Below are 17350 nucleotides of genomic sequence, written 5' to 3' on the forward strand. Positions count from 1 at the left end.
GAGGTCGGCACTGTCCGGCCGTACTCTACACCAGTCGAGATCAGTCTGCTCGGACCGGGATCCACCACACTCGCGACCGTCCGCCGACTTTCTTGCTCGTGATATCTGTCTCTGATTCGAGGTCGTGGAGTTTGTTCAGTGCGGTTCGGCGCGAGCAGCCGAGTCTGTCCGCCACCTCCGACGCCGTGAGTGGCTCCGCGTAATCGTTTCGGTGTTTGAACACCTCGATAACGTCCGATTCAGTGTACTGGATCTCTCGTCCAGGCGGAGACATACTTCTGTCAACGATTGCCACATACTTATACTGTCGGCTATTATTTCATTCTGGGTGAAAGTATAGAAACACAGCCTATTGTTGTCGAAAAAGGTTCAGGAACGTCAGAGCACAGAGGCATGAAAATCAGGGCTGTTACAGGCCCTGTAACATATGTTGGCTCCCGAAACAGTTACAGCGAATAAGTATAGACACCCCCCAGCTATATTCTATTCCGGGGATACGCCATCCCGCCCTCCAGTAAGTGCTGGAGCGCGACCAGTGCTCCCTTCGGCCCTTCCATACCAGCGCGTTATCAGTTCTTTTCCTGTACAGACAGAACTGCCGCGAGCGGTTGTGAACGCTCCCGGTATCGGTCGAACACTGTCTCAGCCCAGTGATACACTGCTGTAGCGTCAGATTCCGCTATCGCTCGGAGGTTGTTCCGGTCGTCGTAGGCCGCCAGACAGACCCGCGAGCGGTCCAGTGCGAGACCGATATCGAGCGTGGTGTCGTGGACGTACGTGTCGATGTTCTCGTGTTCGAGGCCTCGATCCAGTGCATCTGAGAAGTCGGACGCGGACCGTTCGAGGACACTGTGGTCAATAATGAACTCGATATGTGTCCCCGTTTCGAGCAGCTCCACCGCGGCATCGTTGAACACCGACGTTACGATAGGCGAGATGGCTCGAACGTCGCCATTGACCTCGTGCAGCCAGTCCGTGAACCGATCAATCGCGGCCAGGGGGTTCTGTTCGGAACTCGTCGTGAGACACTCAGGGTCTAGCAGCTCCGGCGGGAGGTCTGCTGCGATAGCGCCGAGATGGGCAGCCAGCGGGCCGACTGTCCGTGCCTGGTCGATTTCGCTGAGAAGCGTGTTATACTGGTCGAATACTCGCTGCCCAGTCACCGTGAGTTGATACTCGCCGTCCCGCTTGACGACCCACTGCCGCTCGGTGCAGCCCGCGAGTATCCGCTGAATTGTGGTTCGCGTCGCATCCACTGTATCACACAGGTCGGTGGGCCGTGCCGGTCGCTCCCGGAGCTGGGCCAACACCGCGAACCGCTGTGGTGACCCAGTAAGGAACTGGCAGTCCTCGAAACCGGTGTCGTCTAGACCCTCCGCCATTGGATACGTCTGTGTGGGCAATCATCTTAGCCTCTTTGGCGTTTGGCAACACTGCCCGAATAGTAGGCCTACTCGTCGCCGAACGAGTCGAGACTGGCCTGTGTCCTGCTGTTTTCCGTGCCGTTCGAGGCATCCGTCCCGTGTTCCGCGGCGATGCGTGCAGCGGCTTCGCGACCACCGGAAAACGAGACGCGACGTGCAATCGTTGGGTCATGCAGGGCATCAGCCGCATCAGGACGTACTGCCTCGTACCGCCTGTGGAACGCCTGTCGGGCCGCGTCATAGTCGACGACTGGGTGCGGATAATCATCGCCAATGTCGACGCCACAGGACGCCTGTACGTGGACTGGCGTCTGCTCGGGCCGGTCGAGGTACTCGTCAGGGAGCGACTCGAGTTCGGGCACCCACTGGCGAATGAACTCGCCGTCCGGATCCTGGTCGCGGACCTGCTTGCGGGGGTTGTACAGCCGAAGGGCCGGTTTGCCGACCAGCCCACACTGGGACTGCCACTGCGTGTAGTTGATCGCCGCCGAGGCGTCGATGAGATGGTGGTAAAACCAGTCCGCGCCGATCCGCCACGGCTGCTGGAGGAGGTGGTAGTAGACTGAGGCGGACATCGATCGCATCCGAAAGTTGAGCCAACCCGTTTGTCTGAGACACCGCATCGAGGCGTCGACCATCGGAAACCCGGTCTGTCCGTGTTTCCAGGCAGCCACCAGATCGGGGTCGTACTGCTCCGCGTTGAACCCCTCGAGAACCGGGTTTACCGCCGTCTCAAGCCAGCCGGGCCAGTCTTCGAGCTTCTGCTCGTAGTGTTTGTTCCAGAACAACCGCGAGACGAACATCTCTTTCCCGCGGCCGTCGGGCGCGTGCTCGTCGATGTACTGGATGACCTGCCGCACAGAGAGACAGCCAAAGGCGAGATACGGCGAGAGCCCGCTGGTCCCGTCGCGTGCGTCCACCGGGGCCGAAATGTTTCCCGGGTAGTCGTCGATCCGCTCGGCGAACGCCGACAGACGCTCGCGGGCGGGGCCGGTCCCGCCACGGGGAACGTCGGATTTCGACGGCGCGATGTCGTAGTGGTCCTCAATCGTGCTGATGTCGATGCCGCTATCGAAGCTCCGAGAGGTGACCGTGCTTGGGTCCCAGTCGTGCTGGTCGGCAGCGAACCACGCCGACACGTCGTCCTGCCACCCGTCGCGGGTAGCAGCTCGGTCCCGCACCAGGCCGTCGCCGTCGACGAAGGTGACGTCACACTGTTCCCGCACGCGACGGTCCCGCTCTCGGCCGTACCGTCCTGTGGGAGCGGCCATCGTCACGATGTCCCAGCCGGCCTCACGGAACCGCCCCAGCACGTCTACCGGGTCCCCGTGGGCGTAGGTGAGCCCGCAACCAGTGGCGGTGTGATACTGGTCTGAGAGGTCGGCGAGACAGTCGTGCAGGAACCGGATGCGGCTGTCACAGGCGAGACCGTCCGCGCCGTAGAACGCCGGGTCGAACACGAACAGCGGGAGCACGTACTCGGATGCTGCAGCCCTCGCGACTGCTCCTTGGTCACGAATCCGAAGGTGTTCACGGTGCCAGACGACCGTGCCGGCTTCGTCGTCGGCAAGCGTCGGAATCGCCTCTTGCTGTGGTGCGTCCAGCATCTCTGCCGACTCCAGTCTCGCCATGCGCGCTATTGGTTCAGTATTGGACCACAGACACCACTGTCTTTCGTCTCTCAGAGCCTCATCGCTTGGGATAGTGATCGTGATCGCCAGAGCCGAAAAACCGTATCTGGCTACCAGAAGGATTACACCGCGAGACCCGCGCTAGTCGATAATGGAATTCGAGTCCACACGCCGCCGATTCATGCAACTCGCCGGAACAGGCGCGACAGTGTCACTTGCCGGCTGTAACGCTCTTCAGGGAGGCGACAGCGACGGGGCGAACACGGGTACAGGGCCACAAAGCCAGAGCGCGGGCGGGGAGCCCGCGACGGTGACGGTCGGAGTCGAACCGGACCAGACGCAGTTGCGGGAACGACAGCAGGAAATCCAGTCCGAGCTTCAGGCGGGGAATCTCACGCAAAGCGAGGCGCAGTCGGAGTACCGCACTGCACAGGAGAGCCTGATCGAAGACGCAATCAATTCTTTCGAGGAGCGCGCAACATCTGACCTCGGCCTCACTGTCGACGATTCAATTTCCCAGGCGGGTGCGCTGTTGGTTACTGGCCCACCAGCCGGCCTCATCGAAACGCTCTCAGTCGACAGTGTCACCGGGCTCTTCCCGCAAACAGCGTTCGAAGAGATCCGGTCGCAGGTTCGAACCGAAACGCCGGGCGCGACGGAGTAACGAACGCTACGGACCGGCTCCTGATTTGCGGCGAGGGGTGCAGCTTTTGCTCCGGACTCTCACCGCGAGGACCGACCACTGGTTTCCAGAACCACGGTGACGTCGGTTTCGCCGCGTTCGGTCGTCGTCGCCACGTCGAAGCCGACTGCAAGAACGTGTGTGCGGCCCACGCGGTCCTGTGCGACGACGCCGCGGTCGGCGGTGCAGTCCCCGAACTGGCGGTCCGGCCCCGACGGACAATTCGCGTCTTTCCACTGCTGTGTCGCAGTACCGTTGTAGGTTATGTTATAGTGGATGCCGTCCTCGATGCGGGACGTCTGGAGTCGGTCAAGCCGAGGTCCTAGTCCAGTGCGAAGGGCCGTCACTGCCGAATCGTTCACGGCCCAGGCGTACTGACTCGGGATAGATGCGCTCTCGGTTGCGACGGCTCGCTCAAGGACCCGAAGCGCGTCAACAGACGGGTCATCATCGTAGTCTGCTGTCGCGCGAACGTCGTCATGATACCCCAGTTGCAGGGACGCAAAGAGAATCGGGACAAGTGCGACAGCCACGACTGTGGCCGCAACGAGGACTAGCTGTCCGCGCCGGGTCATGCGTACCACACGATAATTTGGACACTCCCGTGGCCCGTCGGCACAGTTGCGGTCCCGGTGCTGACACCCTGTGGCGTCGGCGTACCGACCGCGCCGTGCGGTGTTTCGACCCGAAAGAGGACATTGTCAGGCAGGATGCGGGCGACCCGGTTCGAAAGCGCGTCCCGTTCGCGGTCGAACGCCGTCGGACTCGACACGATCTCCTGCAGCCGCGTCGCTCCGCTGTGTCGCGGCGGGTCGTTAGCGAGGAGTGCTGCCGTATCCGAGGCGTACGCATCAAGTTGCGGCCCCTGCCGGTCCGGCGCTGGTGTCCCCAGCGCAAACCCGAGCGCGACGCCGAGAATCAGCACTGTCCCGAGGGCAACTTCCACGAGCGACAGCGGCAGTTGGGCCCTACGCATCGACGGTCACCACAAGCGTTTCTTTCGTCGACCGCGGGGCATCGTAGCCGATGGTTACGTTCCCGGGTTCGAGTCGGCCGGCGCGCTGGAAGCGCAGTTCCGTCGTCTCGTAGGGCACCAGCGGGACCTCGTAGCTGCCATGCAGCCCGCTTCTGTTATGGAGGACGACCCGGTCATTAGCGCGGACCGTCCAGACTGTCGTGCCGGCCGGCGGGTCGATAGTTACGGTGGCCTGTGCGCTCCGGCGAGGGAGCGTTACCGCGTCGGTCGTCGTCAGGTCGGGGGTGAGTGTTCGTCGTTCCCGAGCCTCGACTACGACGAGACGGCTGATCCGCGTGCCGCCCTGCACTGTGCCGCTGCGTGCAATCTCCTCGTCAGCCAGTTCGACGCTGACCGCATACTCACTGGCTGGCGGTGCGCTCCGCTCCAGCGCCGCCCGGTCGAAGTTGTCCACCCGGGATTGATTGAGCACGTTGCTCCGGGCGGCTAGCGGTCCGTCCGCCGCAACGAGTTGGTCGGCAGTCGCGGCGGCGACCCGTCGTTCGTCAGGAGTTCTGTCCGCACCAGCAATCGCCGTGTCGGCAATCGCAATCCCCAGACTAGTGACAACGGTCAACAGCACGAGCGCGATGCCGAGCGCCGCGAGCGATGTCTGGGCACGCAGACTGTTGGCAGGGACGCAACACCGTTCGGTCATCGCTCTGCCTCCAGCGTCACTGTCACGCTCCCCCGTGTTCCAGAGACAGCGACCACGGTCGGACTACCGCTCTGCCATTCACCTTCGAGGGTATCGACTCTGTCGGGCAACAACGGCTGTGTTCGGCCGCCGATTTCGGGGTCAGGATGGTCGAGGACGAGAGCATCTCCGTCAGTCCGGACGCTGTATCCTGCACCGTCAATGGTGGCCGGCAGCGACACCCGAACAGTTGTAGAGACGGCCCGAGCATCCGGCGGGACAGCCTGCTCGACGCGAGCCGTCGCTTCGGCAAGTGTTCGGTCGCCGAGTTCTGTCCCGACGGCGGATTGGTACGCCGGGACAGTGCCACCGTACAGCGTGGTCGTCACTAATCCGAGGTACAGCAGCACTATCCCCATGCTCAGCAGTTTCTCGACGACCGTGCTGAGCGCGCGGTTATCCATGTCCCACCTCTGTCCGCATATCGTGGCGGACCAGATACAGCGTCCGCCGGCCGGGGAAGGTCGCCACGACGCTCTGGACGCCGTCGCCGTCAATATCCCTGACTCGCGTGGTTGCACCGACACGCTGGAAGTACTCAGTGAACGGCCGGGGTGTCTCCGTCTCGATAGCCACGCTGTAGTTGTCGGTCGGGAGCCGTTCGCGCTCGTGGCTGACGTTCTGTCGGATGCCTGCAGACACACCGCCGGTTCCGGACACTGTGCCGCCGCTGGCGTTGACCAGCGGTGCGCCGACGATGACCGCTGTGTCGTCCCGCGTCGCCGTCACCGGCGGGTCAGTTTCGAGCCACGCGTTCCCCGCTGTCCCGCGCACAACGCTGCCAGCGAGAAACCGAACGGGGGTATCCCCGGACTCGTACACCACCGCATCGACAGGGACCGTTCGCCGGACCCCGGAGTCGTTGAGAACGCGCAGTTCCCGCTCCGCTGTGGTCAGCCGCCCCTCCGTGAACCGGACGCGAGCGGTCTGATGGCCCGTCTGCTCGACCGGCCGGAACGCCGTCTCGAACGTGTCGGCAACGCGGGCCTCGTCGGCAGTCGTCGTGTGTCCGTCGACGACACTCCCGACGACAGCCGTTAGCCCACCGAGCGCGACGACGGTCAGCCCCAGCAACAGCACCACGCCGACGACGTGTGACTGGGCGCTGGTGTCGGGATTCAAATCAGACCAGCCCCCGCGAAGACGACGTAAGCGACGAGTACCAGCCCCGAGGAGTGCAACAGCGCTTCGTACACACCGCGACTCGCCGTACCGGCGAACCAGCCACAGGCCAGCATCGTCGCCTGCGTGACGACGTAGAACCGGTGTTGCTCCCGGGCCGGCTTGATCGCAGTCGGGTCGAAGGCGATGTTCGCGCCGCCCGAGACGGCGGATAGTTGCGCGAAGCTATCAAGGACGTATATGTTGACGGCGACAGTGATGCCGATGACGAGCAGCGCCGTCGTCCAACCGACGGCAACGTAGACGAGCAGGGCTGAGCGGATTGATTTGCGCAGATGGTAGAGTTGTCCTATCTCTGTCTGGAGCGTTTCGAACACGTCCTCCGCATCACTCCCCGTATCCAGCGCACCGACGACCAGCCCGATGGTCTGTTCAGCCATCGGCGTGCCGACGCGGTCGACGAACTGGTCCAGTGCCGCGGCACGGCGGTCGGCCGCGGCGTCACCGGGGCTATCACCGAGCGAGAGCGTGAACGCGAGTGACTGAACATCGCTAGCGAGCGCACCGAGTTCCACATCGTCTGCGACACGTCGGACCGCTTCGGGAAACGGGCGGCCCAGCGCAACGTGGCCGGCCACCGCGTGAACGAAGTCCTGAATCTCCCGGTCCTTCGCGTCGTCTGCTCTGGCCCGGCGGACCGTTACCACACCGACGGGGACGCCGACGGTGGCATACGAGAGGAGCGCGACGTTGACCGGCCGGTAGCCCAGTGACCAGAGGCCTGCCGCGACGACCGCACCCAGCGGCGCGCAGGCGAGAAGCGCGCTCGCAGGGTTCGATGGAATCGTCGCGAGTATCGCGACGGGGCTGTCCGGCAGGCTGTAGCTCGGGGCGGCCGTGTTCCGCGGGCGGAGCGTAGCAACGACGAAGGCTGCCAGCAGGCCGGCAGCCATCACGAACGCCGCACTCCCGTAGACGACGATGGCACGGACGGTCGTCTCGCCCAGCGGCGTCGCGACCGGGTCGGAGAGGCCGGGCGCAAGAATGCCCATCACGGTGACGATGAGTACCACGAGCGCGGGCAACACCAGCAACACGACGAACAGTTCCGCGAGCAATTCGAGATAGCCGGTCGCCCGTTCGTGCTGTCGGCTCTGCTCGTGTGACAGCAAGCGCCCCTCCATCTCCAGATATCCTTCCAGGGCCTCGGCGCTCTGGTTCGCGTGTTCCCGGAACTTCAGCAGAAACGGCGCAAGCAGGTCCCGCGAAGGCGTCTCGCTGGCGACCCGCTCGATACCGGTGTCGAGACTGCCAGTGAGAATACCTTGATTGAGCGCGCGCCGGAAGGCGACTGCCGTCTCGCCGTAGGCGTCCTGTTCGGCAACGGCGCGTAGCATCTCACGCCGGTCGTGCGTTCCGGAGGCGAGGACTCTGAGGTATCTGACTGCGCCGGGAAGCGTGGCTGCGATGTCCGCGCGCCGCGCGCTGGCGACCCACGAGAGATACCGATTTCCGGCGACGAACACGCCCCGTTTGAGCGTGAGTCCAGCGCCGGTTCCAAGCACAGTGGCCACGAGAAGGCGAGGGACCGCTGGGAGCGCCAGCCGATTGATAACCGGGAGGCTCTGCTGGAGCACCGCGATGAACGAGTCGAACGTCTCCGGCGGCACGAGCATCGCTGCCGTGGCAGTTCCGACAACGCCCACACCGAGTGCCAGCCACGAGAGCCCGTACACCCTGGCAACGTAGACGCCGAAGCCGGCACTTGGATAAGCGGCCCGGTAGCGGTCACGCGTGCTTGCATGGCTGTCATCCTCGGCGTGGTGGGCGAACAGGGCGTACAGACCCCGGTCGAGCAAGCCGAGCGTCCCGCCGCCCTCAGTCGTCACCCGTACCGACCTCCAGCTGTGGACTGTCGGGGGTGCCGGCCTGTCGCCGCAGCCGCTCGACGGTCGCTGCCTCGTTGGTCTCCAGGTCGGCCAGAACGCCGAACAGGTCGTCGAAGTCGGTCAGTCCTTCCTGAACGAGGTACTGTACGTAGCGGTGGCGACGGTGGAACGCGTCCTCGACAGCCGACACCGGCTCGTCACGGAGATCCGAGAGTCGGTCGAAAATACCGGTGTCGACCTGCCGCCGGTCGTCGCCGAACTGCGGGTGGTCGTAGGCGAGTTCGAAGTTCCCGTCGGGCCGTCGCCAGCAGACGGAGTTCCAGTGGATAGTCGTCCCGTCTTTGTGTATCGTCCCGCTTCGGTCGTTGCCGCTCTCGACGACGGACGGGTCGTTGACGAACTCGACCACTTCGCCGACATAGCGCTCCCCATCAACGTGCCGGGGGAACACGACGAGGTCGATCTCTTCGAGTAGGTAGGTCGGCAGGCCCTTTTCGATAACGCGGTTGACCAGCGACTCAATGTCGCCGGCGTGGGTCGTCCCGATAACGCCGTGGCCGGTGTTGAGCGTTTCAGCGAAGGTTTCGAACGACGCGGCGGTGTTGATCTCTGCGATGACCTCGATATCTGGGTTCAGATAATTGCACTGTGTCATCAGATCGGCCATCGTCACGCGGCGGTGATCCCGCTCGTGGTCCCGAGTAGTGAGCGAGACACCTGTCTCGTGCGGGATTCGGACCTCACGCGACCCTTCGTCGATACTGATGGGACGGTCCCGATATGGGATAAAGGGCATATGCGCGTTCATCAGGGTCGTTTTGCCGGCTCCGGTGGGTCCCGAAAAGAGGACGACGCCGTGAGATTCATACAGGAGCCACAGCAGCGCGACGAGTTCCGTCGGCAGCGAATCACGCTGGACTAGGTCGACCGGTGTCATCGCATCACCCGACTGTTTCCGGATAGAGATGTGGGGACCGCCTTCGCTGATAGTCGGGAGGGCAACGGCACAGCGGATGGTGTCGTCGGCGTCGTGGAGGCCATCGCCGTCGGGGTCGATGTTGACCTTCGCGCTCGGGTTCGAGGCGTTGAGTTCAACGCCATCGTCGGCGGCCAACTGCGTGACGACGTTGACGAACGCGGCCTCCGAATCGAAGGCGAGGTTGGTTGGGACGCGGCCGTCGTGGCCGAGGTCAGCGCGCGGGAGAACCTTCACGCGTTCGTCGACCCGGTTCGCCTCGATGTCCTCTAGCGTGTGGTCCCGGATTGGGACAGTGAGCTTCCCGTAGCCGACCAGGTCCCGAAGTACGTAGTACAACAGGTCATCGAGGCGGTCATCGGCGAACCGATGGTCGACCGGTGGCACAGCCAGATCGAGTTCGGCCAGCGCCGACCGTAGCCGGTAGCGGGCGGCGTCGACCCACTCGGTCGTGTTGCGGACAGTTAGCTGCCGAGCCAGTAGCGAGCGGGCGCGCTCCCGGACGAAATCGACGCGGTCCTGAACGACGCCGTCGACGCCGGTCTCCCAGACGCGCTCTTTGCACACTTCGATAAGTTGTTCGTCGCCGGGGAGCAGGTCAGGCTCTCGAACCGCGTACTTCGTCGTGAACGGGTCAGCACCAAGGAGATGCTCGCGGTAGACGACGACGGGAATCTCGAACCCCTGGAACCGGACGGTGTGGCGCTCGACACGCTCGCTCGCGAACCGGTTAAGATACGCCGGGTCCGGTCCGAGGTCAGTCTCCGCCGGAGCGTAATCGTCAGTGTGGACGACGACGCCATCGTCAGTCACGTCGGCGACGTCGATGCGGGAATCCAGCGCGTATGGGGTCAGGTCGTCGAAACACGCCAGCGACGAGAGCGCATGGTACTCGACTCGACGACGGCTCGCTGGCGACGCATCGACCAACCGATCGATGACCCGGCGGTGTTTCGCGTCGAACCCCCCGTTCATTCGCTCTACGGCCCCCTCACGCGTCCGTGGCCGCTCGATGTTCGCGCCTGCGAAGTGTGACTCGACGGTCGACAGTGCGTCGGTTTCTGACGCTGAAAGCACCGGATCACGGACGTCGTACCGGAACCCGCTCCGTCCACGTCGAACAGTCACGACGACGCCCGGATACACCTCGTCTTGCTCGCGAACGTCCGGCGCGTACCAAGCGTCGGCGGCATCCGGTGGCGTCGGTGTGGGGACCACCGGTGCAGTCTCCGTGTCAGCCTGTGCGGTCATACGCGCTTTTAAACTACCCATTATACTTAAAGTTGTAGACTTGATTTTGCGTAATTTAGTCAAAATATAAGAGCCAGAGGAATAGGATGTGGATTGTCGGTGTAGATCAAGGAGGGTTCTTTGCTAACATATTACAGTAGCAATATAGTCGACCGCCAAATAGTGTTGAAAAATCACAAAGATAGAGTGGTAAACGCGGATGCGTCCGCTTGTCGTCTACCTAAATTTGGACTTTCGATATATGTACCAGAATTATCATAATTGCGCCCGCAAATCAGTCATCTGGATGAAAGAAACGCAGCCAGCGACAAGCACTGCTAGTCCAGAATCGACACCCACCACGCGCCGACAGCTCCTCAAAGGAGCACTTGGTGCAGGAGTGACCGCGGCGGCGGTTCCGAGCCTGAGCGGCGTCGCAGCAGCCCATTTCCCGATTGAGATCGCGATCGACATCCAGCCCGAGAACGCGGAGAACTTCATCGACCTGTCGGAACACGAAACCGTCACCGTCGCAGTCAAGCAGTCGGAGTTCGTCACCAACGACGGAAACAGCGAGACGTTCGACCCCACTGAGCGGGCCGTTCGCTATCGGTTCGGCTCGCGTCTCGTACTGGAAGACGGCGAGGGCGCTCGACCCGTCGACGATGGTGAGATCAGGGAGCCGGACGACGATGCTGCGGACGGCCAGTCGTCACTCGTGCTCACGTTCCCAGTCGATGAGATGGGGTTCGACGGTGGCGAGGAGACAGCATGGCTGTACTGGGAGCGAGACGAATCCGGGGACCACGGCTATGCCGGCTTCGATTCCGTGCGGGTGTATCGTGGACATCCAAGGGGTAACGGCCTGATCGAACAGCTACAGCGATTGCTGGGAGGTGAGAGAGCGTCCAGCGCTGACTGAGCGTCTTCGAACTCGGAGCGGTGCTATCAGCGCGTGTCGTAATTGCTATGCTGGCGACTTTATACGTCGAATCCGATGGGACGCTATGGCCATCGTTGCTGAAATCCTCCTCGCGGACGAGACCCTTCCGCTGGTTGGCGTGGCGGATTCGATTCCGAGCGGTGAGCTTTCGATTTCGAACGCTGTCGGCCTCGAAGACGGAAAACTGCTGCTTACAGTTAGTGTCAACGCTGACTCCCGCGGCGCGTTCGAGCGCGAACTGGGCGCACAGCCACAGATCACTGATGCGGCGGAGATCGGGCAGACAGCCGATGGCTGGTTCTACAAGATTGTTGTCGACAACGCACCGGATCTCATCGCGTCACACGACCCGGAAGAGTTCGAGGGCGTTGCGATGGACGCGACGGTCACCAGCGACGGAATACGGGAGCAGAAGGTGTTCTCCGACTACGAGGCGTTCAGTGCGCTACGGGACCGGTGTGCGGTCAACGACATCCCGCTCGAACTGCTGAACATCGCTTCAGACCCCGAAAATCCTGGCGAGCGCGATCAGTTTGGACTCACGGACAGGCAGTATCGGGCGATGTCCGTCGCCCTCTCTGCGGGGTACTACGACTCCCCGCGTCGGTGTTCGACGGCGGAACTCGCCGACAAGCTCGATGTGTCGGCCGCCGCGGCGTCCGATCTCCTGCGCCGAGCTGAAAAACAGCTCATCAGTTCGACGGTCGGCCCCGACCAGTTCCGGAACGCACTCGCACAATGACATCCTTCTCGGCGTGAACGCCGGGGTAGCCATTCTCCTGTTCGACTTTGGCTCCTCGTCGGTATATAAATGGGCTTATCAGTAAGCAAAGCACGCTCGTGGCTGTCGCAGCTACTGAACGACGATGGCAGATAAATCTGAGACAGACGACGACCAGAGCACACAGCGACTAGCAGGCGACGTTGCGATTGTCACCGGCGCGTCATCGGGAATCGGTGAGGCAACTGCCGAGGCGCTCGCTGACGCGGGCGCAAGTGTCGCGCTCGCGGCCCGGCGCGCTGACGAACTGGAGGCCCTTGCGGACCGAATCGAGTCGGCCGGCGGGGATGCACTGGTTGTACCGACCGACGTTACCGACGAGGACGACATCGACTCGCTGGTCGATGCAACGACCGACGAGTACGGTCGCATCGACATTCTTGTCAACAACGCCGGCGTGATGCTTCTCGAACCGCTGGAACGGGCAGACCGCTCAAACCTCCGCCAGATGGTCGAGGTGAACCTGCTCGGGCTGATGAACCTCACCCACGCGGTACTCCCGGTCATGCAAGAGCAGGAGAGCGGCCACGTCGTCAACGTCTCTTCTGTCGCGGGACGCCGCGCATCGGCCGATTCGAGCGGTTACAACGCGACGAAATTCGGGGTGAACGCGTTCACTGAGGCCGTTCGGCAGGAAGTAACGTCAGAGGGCATCCGGACGACAGTTATCGAACCGGGCGCTGTCGATACGGAACTCGCAACACATGTGCCGGACGAGCAGGTGCTGGAGCGGTTCGCGGAGATGGACCTCCCGATGCTCCACCCCGACGACATCGCTCGCGGCATCGTGTACGCAACGAGCCAGCCCGCCCGTGTGGACGTGAACGAACTCCTGATCAGACCGACCGGCCAGGATATCTGAAACGGGCGCTGTTCTTGTCGGACACGACGTAGCGATTGTCGGGTCGAAACGCCGTCCCTGCTGTTTTTACTGGGCGCACGGCCGACGTACTGACCGCTGAGACCGGCTGTTAGTTGCTCGAAACAGTAGCACTGTTAGCCGTGTGCGTCGCCATCGTTTGAGAGGGGACTGTCACTGAAACGGGTCGCACAGTTGCCGAAACCCCCGGTATCGGAGGACCCTTACGTCAGCTACCCTAACCGTACACATGGCAATTGAGACGGATGTCCTCGTCGTCGGTGGTGGCGCGACCGGCGCTGGCGTCGCTCGTGACCTGGCACTCCGTGGTATCGACGTGACACTCGTCGAGCGTGACGGCCTGACAAGTGGCACCTCCGGGCGCTCGCACGGACTGCTGCACAGCGGTGCCCGCTACGCCGAGGCAGACCGGGTGGGTGCCGAGGAGTGCATCACCGAAAACCGGATACTCAAGGAAATCGCCGGGGCCTGCATCCGCGACACCGGGGGGTTGTTCGTCCAGCTCGCCGGGGACGACCCCGATTATTTCGAGACCAAGCGGGCGGCCTGTGAGGAGATCGGCATCCCGGTAGAGACACTTGACGCCGACGCGGCCCGCGAGCGAGTCCCTGACCTCGCATCGGATGTCGAGCGCGCGTTCGAGGTTCCCGACGCCGTCATCTATCCGTCGCGGCTCGTCGCCGCGAACGCCGCAGACGCCCGCGACCACGGCGCAACGATACACCCACACGCGCCCGTCGAAGACGTACTCGTTGAGGACGGGCACGTGGCCGGCGTGCAGGTCGGCGGGACGGTCGAGGACACCATCGAAGCCGACTACGTCGTCAACGCGACCGGTGCCTGGGCGGGCGAGTTCGCCGCGATGGCCGACCTCGACGTCGAGATGCAACCCACGCGGGGTGTGATGGTCTCGGTCGAGTACGACGACCTCGGGCCGGTGCTCAACCGCTGTCGGGACCCCGACGACGGCGATATCGTCGTGCCACACGAAAGCGAGGCCGTCCTCGGAACGACAAGCGTGCCCGTCCGTGACCCGGACGAGTACGAGACCGAACAGTGGGAAGTCGAAGAGAGCATCGAGGAATGTGCGGCGATGCTACCCTCAGTCGCGGACGCCCCCGAGGTCCGGACCTGGTGGGGCGTCCGGCCGCTGTACGCGCCCGACGAGGCCGAGCGCGGCCGCGGCATCTCGCGGGGCTTCTTCTTGCTCGACCACGCCGATGACGGCGTCGACAACATGGCGAGCATCGTCGGCGGCAAACTGACCACTTACCGGCAGATGGCCGAGGCGACGGCCGACCTCGTCTGTGACGACCTCGGCGTCGACGCCGCTTGCCGGACTGCAGACCAGACGCTCCCAAGCGTCGACGACCCGGCGCAGTTGGACGCGCTCGTGGCCGAGTTCGACGGGCAGGGCCCGACTGACGAAGACGTGGTCGGGTCAGCGTAACCACGCCCATCGTTGCCCTGATTCAAACCGGGAGAGAGGACTATCGGCTGACTGTACCGTTATAAGGGTGGCAGCCGCACATGCTCTCATGATAAACGAGACCGTTCGGCAGATCGAGGAAATGGAGACACAGAGTTCCTCGATTGCCGCCGTGAAAGCCGCCAAAGCGCTCCGCGAACTGACAGACCGCGAGTGCCACACGGTCGAGGATTTCTGCCGCGTTGTCGAGCGCAACAGCAGCGCACTCCAGCGGGCAAACCGCTCGCACGCGCCGCTATACACCACACAGCAACGTATCGTCACAGACCTGAAAGACGCTGACCTCGACTCTGTCTCGGCGGCCAAGGAGCGACTGCTTGAGACGATCGACGAGGTCGTTACGGAAATCGAGACCAGTAAGGACCGCGCAGCGGAGCGAGCAGCGACGCTCATCGACGACGGCGATGTGCTGGTAACACACGAGAACTCCTCGACAGTGATGGCGACGCTCATGGCGGCACTGGACGACGGCAAGGAGTTCCACCTGTACGCGAGCGAGTCCCGGCCGCATTTCCTTGGCCGTCGAACCGCCCGCCAGTTGGCCGACCGGGACGGGGCCGACGTGACGCTCATCGTCGACGGCGCAGTTGGCCACTATCTCTCGGAGGCCGACCGCGTCTTCGTCGGTATGAACTGCCTCATCGACGACGTGGTGTACAACCGTATCGGAACGCTCCCGCTGGCCGCGACGGCTAACGAGATGGATGTTCCCGTGACCGTCGTCGGAACCTCCTCAAAGTTCATCGGAAGCGGCTTCACCTTCAGGAACACGTTCCGGCAAGGTTCTGACGTGATGCTCGAACCGCCAGAGGGGTTCGATATCGGGAACCCGGGCTACGACGCGACGCCGACCAGCCTGCTCGACACGGTCGTCACGGAGGACGGTATCCTGCAGTTCTGAGGGTACTCAGCGGATTGTTCTGTCGGTGACGCGCCGAAGTCGCTCGGCAATATCGGCATCAAGCGCCGTATCGGTCACCCGCCACTGCCAGTTCCCGGTCGCCGTGCCGGGAACGTTGAACCGGGTGTCACTACCGAGGCCGAGCAGGTCCTGCATAGTGGTCATGGCAACGATTGCGTTCGAGTTCCACACCGCCTCGATGAGGTCCCAGTTGATTTCATCTCCGTCAGTGCCGAGATTGTAGTGGAGACAGTCCCGTTGCCGGTCCGCGAGGTCGCGGTAGTAGCCGACGATGGTGTCCGTGTCGTGGGTCGACGTGTAGCCGACGGCGGACTCCGGGTAGTGCATCGGTTGATACATGTGCCCCTCTTCGCACCAGTCGGCGTACTGCGGCACGCGCATCCCGGGGAAGCCGAACTCGTCTCGGAGCGCGACGATACTCTCGTCGAGAAAGCCCAGGTCCTCGACGAAAAACGGGAGTTCGCCGAGCCTGTCTCTGACCGTCTCGAAGAAATGCGCGCCGGGGCCGTCCCGCCACTGTCCGGCGGCCGGGTCGTCCGCTTCGGCCGGAATCGACCAGAACTCGTCGAAGCCTTTGAAGTGGTCGATGCGGGCGATGTCGACGAGATCAAACAGCCGCTCGAATCGGTCGACCCACCAGCCGTAGTCGTTCGCACGGAGAGCGTCCCAGTCGTAGACGGGATTCCCCCACCGCTGGCCGTCGTCGCCGGGGTTGGGCGGCACGCCGGCCACCTCTGCAGGGTGGTGGTCGTCGTCGAGTCGGAACACCTCGGGATACGCCCAGACATCCGCCGAGTCGAGACCGACGTAGATCGGCAGGTCGCCCACGAGGCCGATGTCCCGCTCGGCCGCGTAGTCGGCCAGCGCCTGCCACTGGCTGTCGAAACACCACTGGACGAACTTGTGATAGCGAATGTCGTCGGCCAAGTCGTCCTGATATCGCTCCATGGCCGCTGGCTCGCGCGTTCTGATATCGTCCGGCCAGTCCATCCAGCCGGCATCGTCGAACTCGGCTTTCAGTGCCGTGAACAGTGCGTAGTCGTCGAGCCAGCCGGCCTCGCGCTCACAGAACTTGGTAAACGACTGCTGGTCCGCGTCGCTTGCGCTCTCCTCGAAGGCGGCGTACGCGTCCCGGAGCCGGGCTTCCTTGAACTCGGTTACGCGGTCGTAGTTGACCTGCTGTCCTGAGAAGTCGTCGGGCGGTTCAGTGTCGGCCTCCGTGAGATAGCCGCGGTCGGTGAGGTCCCGCAGGTCGATGAGCAAGGGGTTCCCCGCGAAGGCGGACGAGGACTGATACGGGGAGTTCCCGTGGATGCTCGCCGTCGGACCGAGCGGACAGAACTGCCACAGCGACTGGTCTGCCCGGTCGAGGAAATCGACGAACGCCCGCGCGCCAGCACCGAGGTCACCGATGCCGTGTGGCCCCGGAAGCGACGTCAGGTGGAGAAACACGCCACTCTGCCGTTCGAATTGCATACGCACCTGTTGCCCTGACAGGCATTTCAATGGGCGGGGTTTTTCTGGGCGAGGGGCGCGGACGAAGTGAGCGGCCCTCGGCAAAGCGAGCGGGGAGGAACGACCCGTGAGCAGTGAGCGCCGTCGTATCCGTGTCAGGACGCGGCGGCGGGGGTACGCAAACATATATATTGTATCCATTTGATGCTATGAC

At 63.3% G+C, this 17350-nt stretch carries 17 protein-coding genes; 6 read left to right on the forward strand and 11 right to left on the reverse strand.

The annotated features are described in order from the left end of the window. Window positions 1-40: 40 nt before the first annotated feature. The 3 genes from RR_RS12625 to RR_RS12635 all read right to left on the reverse strand — a co-directional run bounded on the left by RR_RS12625 (window position 41) and on the right by RR_RS12635 (window position 3055). A complete protein-coding gene (locus tag RR_RS12625; protein ID WP_004515058.1) occupies window positions 41-274 on the reverse strand; it encodes an HTH domain-containing protein in 234 nt (77 codons plus the stop codon). A 295-nt stretch (window positions 275-569) separates the two neighbouring features. Next, entirely contained in the window at window positions 570-1382 is an 813-nt protein-coding gene (locus tag RR_RS12630) for a helix-turn-helix transcriptional regulator (protein WP_011223937.1), read from the reverse strand. Between the two features lie 68 nt (window positions 1383-1450). Then, complete coding sequence (locus RR_RS12635) at window positions 1451-3055, reverse strand: FAD-binding domain-containing protein (RefSeq protein WP_011223938.1); 1605 nt, start codon at window positions 3053-3055, stop codon at window positions 1451-1453. A gap of 151 nt (window positions 3056-3206) precedes the next feature. Here RR_RS12635 and RR_RS12640 point away from each other — a divergent pair, with 151 nt between their 5' ends. Continuing rightward, window positions 3207-3719 carry a hypothetical protein gene (locus tag RR_RS12640; RefSeq protein WP_011223939.1) on the forward strand — a complete coding sequence of 171 codons (513 nt, stop codon included), beginning with the start codon at window positions 3207-3209 and terminating at the stop codon, window positions 3717-3719. 59 nt (window positions 3720-3778) lie between these two features. Here the strand turns inward: RR_RS12640 and RR_RS12645 are convergent, their stop codons facing one another. The 7 genes from RR_RS12645 to RR_RS12675 are packed head-to-tail and all read right to left on the reverse strand — an operon-like array spanning window position 3779 to window position 10687. Continuing rightward, the gene (locus RR_RS12645) at window positions 3779-4312 is read right to left on the reverse strand and encodes a DUF7261 family protein (RefSeq protein WP_011223940.1); all 534 of its coding nucleotides are present in this window, start codon (window positions 4310-4312) and stop codon (window positions 3779-3781) included. Beyond that, window positions 4309-4713 carry a DUF7262 family protein gene (locus tag RR_RS12650; RefSeq protein WP_008308187.1) on the reverse strand — a complete coding sequence of 135 codons (405 nt, stop codon included), beginning with the start codon at window positions 4711-4713 and terminating at the stop codon, window positions 4309-4311. The genes RR_RS12645 and RR_RS12650 overlap by 4 nt, the downstream gene beginning before the upstream one ends. Then, window positions 4706-5410, reverse strand: a complete 705-nt coding sequence (locus RR_RS12655; RefSeq protein ID WP_011223941.1) for a DUF7263 family protein — start codon at window positions 5408-5410, stop codon at window positions 4706-4708. The genes RR_RS12650 and RR_RS12655 overlap by 8 nt, the downstream gene beginning before the upstream one ends. Then, entirely contained in the window at window positions 5407-5853 is a 447-nt protein-coding gene (locus RR_RS12660) for a DUF7266 family protein (RefSeq protein ID WP_007188735.1), read from the reverse strand. Before RR_RS12660 ends, RR_RS12655 begins: the two co-directional genes overlap by 4 nt. Continuing rightward, complete coding sequence (locus RR_RS12665) at window positions 5846-6571, reverse strand: DUF7289 family protein (RefSeq protein WP_049938944.1); 726 nt, start codon at window positions 6569-6571, stop codon at window positions 5846-5848. Before RR_RS12665 ends, RR_RS12660 begins: the two co-directional genes overlap by 8 nt. Continuing rightward, complete coding sequence (locus RR_RS12670; protein ID WP_049938945.1) at window positions 6568-8460, reverse strand: type II secretion system F family protein; 1893 nt, start codon at window positions 8458-8460, stop codon at window positions 6568-6570. Before RR_RS12670 ends, RR_RS12665 begins: the two co-directional genes overlap by 4 nt. Beyond that, on the reverse strand, window positions 8450-10687 hold the full coding sequence (locus tag RR_RS12675; RefSeq protein ID WP_049938946.1) for a type II/IV secretion system ATPase subunit: 2238 nt from the start codon (window positions 10685-10687) through the stop codon (window positions 8450-8452). The genes RR_RS12670 and RR_RS12675 overlap by 11 nt, the downstream gene beginning before the upstream one ends. A 379-nt stretch (window positions 10688-11066) precedes the next feature. Between RR_RS12675 and RR_RS12680 the strand changes: the two genes are divergently transcribed. From RR_RS12680 to RR_RS12700, 5 genes are all read left to right on the forward strand, one after another. Continuing rightward, window positions 11067-11588, forward strand: coding sequence for a hypothetical protein (locus RR_RS12680; RefSeq protein WP_049939168.1), 522 nt, complete (start codon window positions 11067-11069; stop codon window positions 11586-11588). Between the two features lie 85 nt (window positions 11589-11673). Continuing rightward, the gene (locus tag RR_RS12685) at window positions 11674-12351 is read left to right on the forward strand and encodes a helix-turn-helix domain-containing protein (RefSeq protein WP_004958182.1); all 678 of its coding nucleotides are present in this window, start codon (window positions 11674-11676) and stop codon (window positions 12349-12351) included. Window positions 12352-12475: 124 nt separating this feature from the next. Continuing rightward, complete coding sequence (locus RR_RS12690) at window positions 12476-13252, forward strand: SDR family oxidoreductase (RefSeq protein ID WP_004958183.1); 777 nt, start codon at window positions 12476-12478, stop codon at window positions 13250-13252. Window positions 13253-13499: 247 nt separating this feature from the next. After that, window positions 13500-14720 (forward strand): FAD-dependent oxidoreductase, encoded by a 1221-nt coding sequence (locus RR_RS12695; RefSeq protein WP_004958186.1) that lies wholly within the window; start codon window positions 13500-13502, stop codon window positions 14718-14720. Window positions 14721-14808: 88 nt separating this feature from the next. Beyond that, window positions 14809-15660 carry a translation initiation factor eIF-2B gene (locus tag RR_RS12700; RefSeq protein WP_011223946.1) on the forward strand — a complete coding sequence of 284 codons (852 nt, stop codon included), beginning with the start codon at window positions 14809-14811 and terminating at the stop codon, window positions 15658-15660. A gap of 6 nt (window positions 15661-15666) precedes the next feature. Here RR_RS12700 and malQ read toward each other — a convergent pair whose 3' ends face one another. Next, window positions 15667-17157, reverse strand: a complete 1491-nt coding sequence (malQ, locus tag RR_RS12705; protein ID WP_049938947.1) for a 4-alpha-glucanotransferase — start codon at window positions 17155-17157, stop codon at window positions 15667-15669. Window positions 17158-17350: the final 193 nt, after the last annotated feature.

Origin of the sequence: Haloarcula marismortui ATCC 43049 (assembly GCF_000011085.1) — an archaeon.
Taxonomy (GTDB): domain Archaea; phylum Halobacteriota; class Halobacteria; order Halobacteriales; family Haloarculaceae; genus Haloarcula; species Haloarcula marismortui.